The 7,965-nt window shown below is 34.6% G+C and carries 8 protein-coding genes; 5 read left to right on the plus strand and 3 right to left on the minus strand.

The features are described 5' to 3' along the window. Positions 1-966: 966 nt before the first annotated feature. Positions 967-2,565: an ABC transporter substrate-binding protein gene (locus tag BMX53_RS16570; protein ID WP_074747741.1), complete on the minus strand. Its 1,599-nt coding sequence runs from the start codon at positions 2,563-2,565 to the stop codon at positions 967-969. 89 nt (positions 2,566-2,654) lie between these two features. Between BMX53_RS16570 and mtaB the strand changes: the two genes are divergently transcribed. Then, positions 2,655-3,971 carry a tRNA (N(6)-L-threonylcarbamoyladenosine(37)-C(2))-methylthiotransferase MtaB gene (mtaB, locus tag BMX53_RS16575; protein WP_038984644.1) on the plus strand — a complete coding sequence of 439 codons (1,317 nt, stop codon included), beginning with the start codon at positions 2,655-2,657 and terminating at the stop codon, positions 3,969-3,971. Between the two features lie 214 nt (positions 3,972-4,185). Here the strand turns inward: mtaB and BMX53_RS16580 are convergent, their stop codons facing one another. Next, positions 4,186-4,467, minus strand: a complete 282-nt coding sequence (locus tag BMX53_RS16580; protein ID WP_038984643.1) for a GNAT family N-acetyltransferase — start codon at positions 4,465-4,467, stop codon at positions 4,186-4,188. A 341-nt stretch (positions 4,468-4,808) separates the two neighbouring features. Between BMX53_RS16580 and BMX53_RS16585 the strand changes: the two genes are divergently transcribed. The 3 genes from BMX53_RS16585 (at position 4,809) to BMX53_RS16595 (ending at position 6,741) form a co-directional block, all read left to right on the plus strand. After that, positions 4,809-5,459 (plus strand): alpha/beta hydrolase, encoded by a 651-nt coding sequence (locus BMX53_RS16585; RefSeq protein ID WP_074747744.1) that lies wholly within the window; start codon positions 4,809-4,811, stop codon positions 5,457-5,459. A gap of 9 nt (positions 5,460-5,468) precedes the next feature. Further along, a complete protein-coding gene (locus tag BMX53_RS16590) occupies positions 5,469-6,368 on the plus strand; it encodes a lytic transglycosylase domain-containing protein (RefSeq protein WP_074747746.1) in 900 nt (299 codons plus the stop codon). 169 nt (positions 6,369-6,537) lie between these two features. Further along, entirely contained in the window at positions 6,538-6,741 is a 204-nt protein-coding gene (locus BMX53_RS16595) for a hypothetical protein (protein WP_063176759.1), read from the plus strand. 1 nt (position 6,742) lies between these two features. On the opposite strand, the gene BMX53_RS16600 is transcribed toward BMX53_RS16595, so the two are convergent. Then, on the minus strand, positions 6,743-7,525 hold the full coding sequence (locus tag BMX53_RS16600; protein ID WP_074747748.1) for an alpha/beta fold hydrolase: 783 nt from the start codon (positions 7,523-7,525) through the stop codon (positions 6,743-6,745). A gap of 144 nt (positions 7,526-7,669) precedes the next feature. Here BMX53_RS16600 and BMX53_RS16605 point away from each other — a divergent pair. Next, on the plus strand, positions 7,670-7,965 hold a 296-nt coding region (locus tag BMX53_RS16605), incomplete at its 3' end, for an ISAon1 family transposase N-terminal region protein (RefSeq protein ID WP_449406554.1).

Below are 7,965 nucleotides of genomic sequence, written 5' to 3' on the forward strand. Positions count from 1 at the left end.
TAATCCGTCTCTACTTTATACTCCACCTCTTCATTATTACTCCTGCTCTGCGAAGTCTCCTAACTTCGTAGCAATTAAACAATCACACACAGTGTAACCACAATAGTACGGGCGAATTACTATTCGCCCCCACAATACATAGAAACAGTCTATACACATTATACTTTGAGTGACACAGATAATAATCCGTCTCTACATTATACTCCACCTCTTCATTATTACTCCTGCTCTGCGAAGTCTCCTGACTTCGTAGCAATTAAACAATCACACACAGTGTAACCACAATAGTACGGGCGAATTACTATTCGCCCCCACAATACATAGAAACAGTTTAAACACATTATACTTTGGGTGACACGGATAATAATCCGTCTCTACATTATACTCCACCTCTTCATCACTACTTCTCAAAAAACTGATATCACTTTTTTGTTTTTCGCCTACTATATAGACTTTTAGGACATAAATAAGTCACATTTTTAAGTATTTTTTTCTTTTTGAGACTAAAACTGAGGTAATTCACCTAAAAATAAAAAAACTTACAGTAACTTTTTTTATTCACAAAAAAGTCAAACAATTAATATACAACAACTTAAATAAAAAATATATAAATACCTTTTATTAAGTATCCCCTATAAGGCCAGTAAATACAAGCCCTCAATCATACTCCTTGGACAATTCATGGACAATAACAAGAGAATAGTGGGCAAAAGAGGCCATTTGTCCAAGAATGCTCCAACTATTCTCTACTTATTCTCCAATCCTCTAGGTTTAGAACGCTCTTCACATGACAATTGGTTTCTTATAAAATTTAATCCTTTCCATTCCCTTTATGTCTCAAGTAATAATTAAAGTGTATCAAAACATTCTATCTCTATACCAAACAAAAACAGCCAGCTAATACCTGGTTGTATTAGCTGGCTGTTTTGTTTCCTGATTAATAGGATATCTTAGTATAGATATTTGTTACTCTTTATATACTCTCTTTAAGAATAGATTATTCATAGGGTTAATTCCTAATCCTTTTACATTTTGATGAGAGAACCTCGCTGCTCTATCATAGAACAAGATTATTGCAGGCACTTCACTTGCTATAAGCTGATCCATCTGCTGGTATAACTCATTTCGTTTCTCTACTGATACTTCTTTAAAAGCCTGTTCATATAAACGATCAAACTGTTTGTTCTCAAATCGGGTATAATTAGGCCCATTAGGAGCTTTATTTTTTGAGTAGAATAAAGACAAGTAATTCTCTGCATCAGGATAATCGGCTATCCAACTTCCTCTAAAGAATGCTACTTTACCAGAAGCCATACCTTGACGTAGTGAAGCGGGTGGTGTCACATCTACGATTACCTCTATCCCTATCTTCTTCCACTCACGCTGTAAATACTCTGCTATATCTAAGTAGTTAGCATTAGTTGATAAGACTACTTCTACCTTATTTGTTTTCTTCTCTGTCTTATACTCATCTATAAAAGCCTTTGCTTTTATAGGATCATATAACTTATCTGTACTAAAGTGACCGCCTAGACCTGTCGGTATAATACCGCCTACATTACCATCACCTAAACCGCTGCGTAGATATAACAACATCTTATTGCGATCAAACCCCATATTTAAAGCTCTTCTGACACGGACATCTTGAACTGCTCCAGGAGATTGTAGGTTAAATCCTAAGTATTCTGTATTCAGATAAGGACCTGTCTCCATCTGTAACTTATCGCTATACTTCGGGTTTAGCTGTCCATTCTCTGTGATGATATCATCCTTATAAGATGGATCTAATCCAGAAACAAAATCTAAGTTACCTTGTAAAAACTGTAAGAAACCACTCTGCTTATCTGGTAAGAAGGTAATAGATACTGCCTCTAAGTAAGGTAAGGCTTTTCCGTTTTCATCTTTCTCAAAGTAAGAAGGATTTTTGCGAAGAACTAACTTTACGTTCTCTTCCCAAAACTTGAAGTAGAATGGCCCTGTACCGATAGGGTGCGAACGAAAGTCTATAGTCTTATCTTCTACTATTTCTCTAGGTACTACTGAGGCATACCTCATCGATAATAATCCTAAAAATGCTGGGAAAGCTTCTTTTAACTCAATGCGAAATACACTGTCATTAACAGCTTTAAATTGTTTTACTTTCTGAAATATCCACGCACCAGGAGAGACTACATCTGTGTCTAATATCCTATTAAAGCTGTACTCAAAATCACTCGCTACCACAGCTCTGGTACTGTCAGCTCCAAAGTTAGTATGCTTGTGAAAATAGACATTAGGTCTAAGTGTAAAGTCGTATTGTAATCCATCTTGACTGATGGTCCATTGCTTAGCGATATCAGGTTGTATATGTAAGCTGTCATCTAGCTGTACTAACCCGTTAAAAAGTTGATTACACGGCCAGATAATAGCCATATTTCTTGCGAAAGCTGGGTCTAATGTTTGAATATTAGCATTCTCGTTATATCTAAAAACTAAATCTTTATCTTGATTAGCTGTTTTTTTCTGACAAGAAAACGTCAGTGCACAGACACAAAATATTGAAACGTAATGAATTATTGATTTCATCAAACCGATTTTTGTACGTAAATTTGCAAACCTTTTCAATATTGAAAAAGTAAATATAATTCAAAGTTACTACTTAGTAAGTAATCATTATGGAAAATAGAAAAAAAGTAGCTTTTTATACATTAGGATGTAAGCTTAACTTCTCAGAAACTTCCACTATCGCTAGAAATTTTGCTGAAGAAGGATTCGATAGAGTGGATTTCGAAGAGGTAGCTGATATCTATGTTATCAATACGTGTTCTGTAACTGAAAATGCAGACAAACAGTTTAAACAAATAGTAAAAAAGGCTCAAAAGAAAAACGATAAAGCTTTCGTAGCAGCAGTAGGTTGTTATGCTCAATTAAAACCAGAAGAACTAGCGTCTGTAGATGGTGTAGATTTAGTATTAGGTGCTACTGAGAAGTTTAAAATAACAGATTATATCAATGACTTGTCTAAGAATGATATGGGACAAGTGCACTCGTGTGAGATATCAGAAGCAGATTTTTATGTAGGTAGTTACTCTATAGGTGACCGTACTCGTGCATTCTTAAAAGTACAAGACGGATGTGACTATAAGTGTACATACTGTACTATTCCATTAGCTCGTGGTATTTCTCGTAGTGATACAATGGATAATGTATTAAAGAATGCAGCTGAAATCTCTGCTCAAGATATTAAAGAGATTGTACTAACTGGGGTTAACATTGGTGACTACGGTAAAGGAGAGTTTGGGAATAAAAAACACGAACACACTTTCTTAGAATTAGTACAAGAGTTAGATAAAGTAGAGGGAATAGAGAGACTTCGTATCTCGTCTATAGAGCCTAACTTATTAAAGAATGAAACTATTGATTTCGTTTCTAAGAGTAGAACTTTCGTTCCTCACTTCCACATTCCACTACAGTCTGGATGTAACGACATTCTGAAAAAAATGAAACGTCGTTACCTACGCGAACTATATGTAGAACGTGTAGAGAAGATTAGAGAGGTAATGCCTGACTGCTGTATAGGTGTAGACGTGATCGTAGGATTCCCTGGTGAGTCTGATGAGAAGTTCTTAGATACTTATAATTTCTTAAACGAGTTAGACATTTCTTACTTACACGTATTTACATACTCTGAGCGTGATAATACTGAAGCTGTAGATATGGATGAAGTAGTACCTATGAATGTGCGTAATAAGAGAAGTAAAATGCTAAGAGGGCTTTCTGTAAAGAAACGTCGTGCATTCTACGAATCACAATTAGGTAAAGAAAAGACTGTTCTATTCGAAAGTGAGAATAAAGAGGGATATATCCACGGATTTACTGAGAACTACGTTAAAGTAAAAACTCCTTGGGATCCAGCGTTAGTAAACACTTTACACCCAGTGAAATTAACTAAAATAGATGAAGACGGTATCGTAAGATTAGAATTTATATAATCGCGATAACGCTATAATACAAAAAAGCCTGTTTCGGAATATTCCAAAACAGGCTTTTTTATAATAGGTCGTATTAACTTAGTAAATCTTATAGGTACTATTGTTTATTACATGCATATTCTCTTATATGCTATTTACCTCTATATGTTATACTCTAGTCGATAACGGTTAGATTATCGTGATACGGTGTTGTCTTTACGGCAATCTTAAACCATTAGATGCGGATACCAGGAGGTAGCATCTCTTTATAAACAGGGTTCTTTCTAAAGAAAGAAACAATCTTTGGGTGTGTAGGTACTACTCTCAGTCTTTTCTCTCTCAACATCTCCAATATCCCTTTTAAGAAATCAGATGCCTGAGTAGGTAATACTTCTTCTAACCCTGTTAGTTTTGTAAGAAAAATTTTTCTTTCTTGTAGTGAATACTCTACACTAAGTAACCCTGATTCAGTCTCATACTCGAACTGACGCAGTAACTCATTGTCTTTAATTTCCATTATATCTCCAAGTTTTATGATTACAAAACAAATTATAGTAAATACTCCTTTCTATTAAAATTCTCTCTTAAGAAAAGCTCACATACAGCGGTAGTCGAATAAAATGATCAGATAGTAAAACACAAACTGCTACAACAGCTTATATGACCTATATGTAATGTCATTTACACTGTTATATGCCCTGCTTTAAAATCTCTCTTAGTTGATTAGGCTCTCGTCGAATACGAGTAAGAAATAAATTATTTAGTATTTCTTTTTTAGATTTACTATAATCTCTATATTTAGCAAAGTTCGGCATTTTTTTCCACATAACCTTACAAAACTGTTTTAAAATATTTATAATGAGCAAAATACCTCTTTATTTCTTCCCTGGTATGTCCTCTACTAGCTTGATATTTGAACACATTTTTTTTGATGAGTCCAAGTATGAGTTAGTCTTTTTAGAATGGTTACCTGTAGAAAAAAAGGAGAACTTAGACCAATATACACAGAGATACCTCCCGTTAATCAAACACGAAAATCCAGTGTTGATAGGAGTGTCTTTTGGCGGTATTCTAGCGCAAGAAATAAGTAAATTAATTTCTGTAAAAAAGACAATTATTATTTCGAGTGTACGTTCTAATAAAGAGTTCCCAAAACTATTCCACTTTGCCCGCAAAACTGGTTTGTATAAATGTCTTCCTACATCGATGGTCAATACCATTTTTGGATGGATAAAAAAGACTGCTTCTGCCAAGCGAAAAAAGAGATTAGAACTATACGATAGATACTTACCCCTTAGAGATAAAAAATATCTAGATTGGGCTATCAGAGAAGTACTAAAGTGGAAACAAGATTACGCTCTGGACAATGTGGTACATATACATGGTACTAGGGATGAGATATTTCCATTTAAAAATATCAAATCTGCTATAACAATAGAAGGAGGAACACACGCTATGATCATCACCAAATACAAATGGTTTAACAACAATTTAGAAACGCTTATTTAAAAAACGACAATGAAAAAGACTCTTAGATCCGTAATAGCTTTAACTGCTATACTAGCTGTGGCATCGACATTTATCTTTGCTACTTCGGCGACTAACTCTATAGGAGATAGCGATGCTTCTGCATTACACTCACATCCTCTTCCGAAATCAGCTAACTTCGCTGGTGAAGAAGTTCCATTACACAAAATAGATGTAAAAGAGCGATATGACAGAGAACTTATTATCAATACTAACCTACACAGTAGTACAATAACATCTATCAAAAGAGCACATCGATTTTTCCCAATTATCGAGCCTATCTTAAAGAAAAATGGTATTCCTGATGATTTTAAATACCTATGCGTAATAGAAAGTGGATTAGCTAATGCTGTATCATCTGCAGGAGCTAGTGGATTCTGGCAATTCATGAAAGGAACAGGTAAAGAGTTCAACCTATATCAGGATGAATATGTAGATGAGAGATATGACCTAGTGAAAGTAACAGAAGCTGCATGTAAGTACTTCAATAATGCTAAAAATAGATTTGGAAACTGGACTATGGCAGCTGCTTCTTATAACAGAGGAATGGCAGGTATGTCACGTGCTATGGATAGTCAGTATGTAAATGATTATTATGACTTATTCTTAAACCAAGAGACTTCTAGATATGTATTTAGAATTATAGCGTTAAAAGAGATTATGTCTAACCCTATAAAATATGGTTTTGATGTACCTGAGGCAGAGAAATATCCATTAGTTCCTACTAAGAAAGTAACTGTGGATTACGATATTGCAGATCTAGCATTATTCGCTAAAGAGCAAGGTATCAATTATAAATTATTAAAGCTTTATAATCCTTGGTTAGTAAACACTAGCTTAAAAGTAAATGGTAGAGTATATGATATCGAAATACCTACTCAAGGAATCTAATTAACTCTAGATAACACATTAGATCAATACTTATGAATTGATCTATTAAGTAATTTGAGTGAATACAAAAGAGGTAGTACTAGTAAGTGCTACCTCTTTTGTTTTTATGTCTATGCATTTCTATGTACATTTGCCTTAGAAGAAAACATTCTCAAGAAACATATACCTTATGGACAAACAACAATACATTACTTCTGCATTCGAAATCATAAGAGCTAAAAACTTAGCTACTCCTTTTAATCTTGACCCTGGAAGTAAAGTACCTGATTTAGAAAAGTATTTAAACAGTCTTAAATCAGCCTACTTAAATAGTATTGACCCAAGGATAGAAAAACTATTTCACGATAAAATAGAAGCTCTTAAGGCACTCTAAACTATATGTGTGCCTTAAAGAATGAAACGATAGCTTCTAACGTTGGTTCTTTTATCTCTTTATGAGGAGTGTGTCCGATATTAGCGAAGATTACTTTCTCTGCTATTCCCTGTGCGTTACTTATTGTTTTTTCTACTTGATCTAGACTGCCATATTCGTCTTGATCACCTTGTATAAATAATAGTGGTGACACGATACCTTTCATCTCCTCCTCTACTGTCCAATCTTTAAATTCTGGTGAAAGCCATGTATCAACCCAAGCTCTAACTACGTCATCTACTTTAGTACCGTGATACTTGACTAAACGCTCTCCTAGGTCTGTAGTCTCATAAGCTGTCTTAGCTGCCTGTACTCCATCTAAAGTAACTTGCTCTACGAATATATGACCAGCCTCTGCTACTAGCGCTAAAGTCTGCTCAGGATACATAGCTGCAAATAATAATGCTATGGATGCTCCATCACTATGCCCAAACAAGGCTACTTTATCCAATTCTAATTCTTCTAGAAACGCTTTTAAGAATACAGCTTCTTGCTTTAGATAATCTTGTCCTCTCTTAGTCGTATCCATCTTGTCAGACAGTCCATACCCAACTCTGTCATAAACCAAAACATCACACTGCAACTGTTCTGCTAATAATTCTGGCCAATCTCTCCAAAGGGTAACACATCCCAATGAATCGTGAAGTAATACTAAGGTATAGTTACTCTTTCCTTGATAAGAGAAAAGTTTATAAAAGACATTCTTTTGGTTGACTAAGGTACAATCTTGAATCGCTGTAATCATTTATGGTAAGTTTTATTGCCGTTAGCTTCAAAAGTAAAGAAGATAGTGGGAATGAGCAATAAAATAGTAGCAAATAAAGGATCAATCCTAAAAGTTGTGTGTGAATTAAAAAGAGTAGATCTTTGTTGATAATAAATAATAATGATGGACAACTATATTGAGTTTGTAAAGATGATCTTACCAGAGTTCTTGGTAGAACATTTTAATTTAATCAAAACAGTAAAACAAGGAGAGACTATGCATCTGTATTTTGAGGAACTAAATGTAGTTCCTTCCGAAGCAAAAGACCGTATCCTTATCGCTCATGGCTTCCATAATGAGATAACAATACAAGACTTTCCTTTACGAGGAAATAGTGTTTATTTACACGTAAAACGTCGTCGTTGGTTAGATAAAACAACTCGTGAATTAGTACAACGTGATTGGAATCTAGTAGCAAA

The sequence above is a fragment of the Myroides marinus genome, from assembly GCF_900109075.1.
Classification (GTDB): domain Bacteria; phylum Bacteroidota; class Bacteroidia; order Flavobacteriales; family Flavobacteriaceae; genus Flavobacterium; species Flavobacterium marinum_A.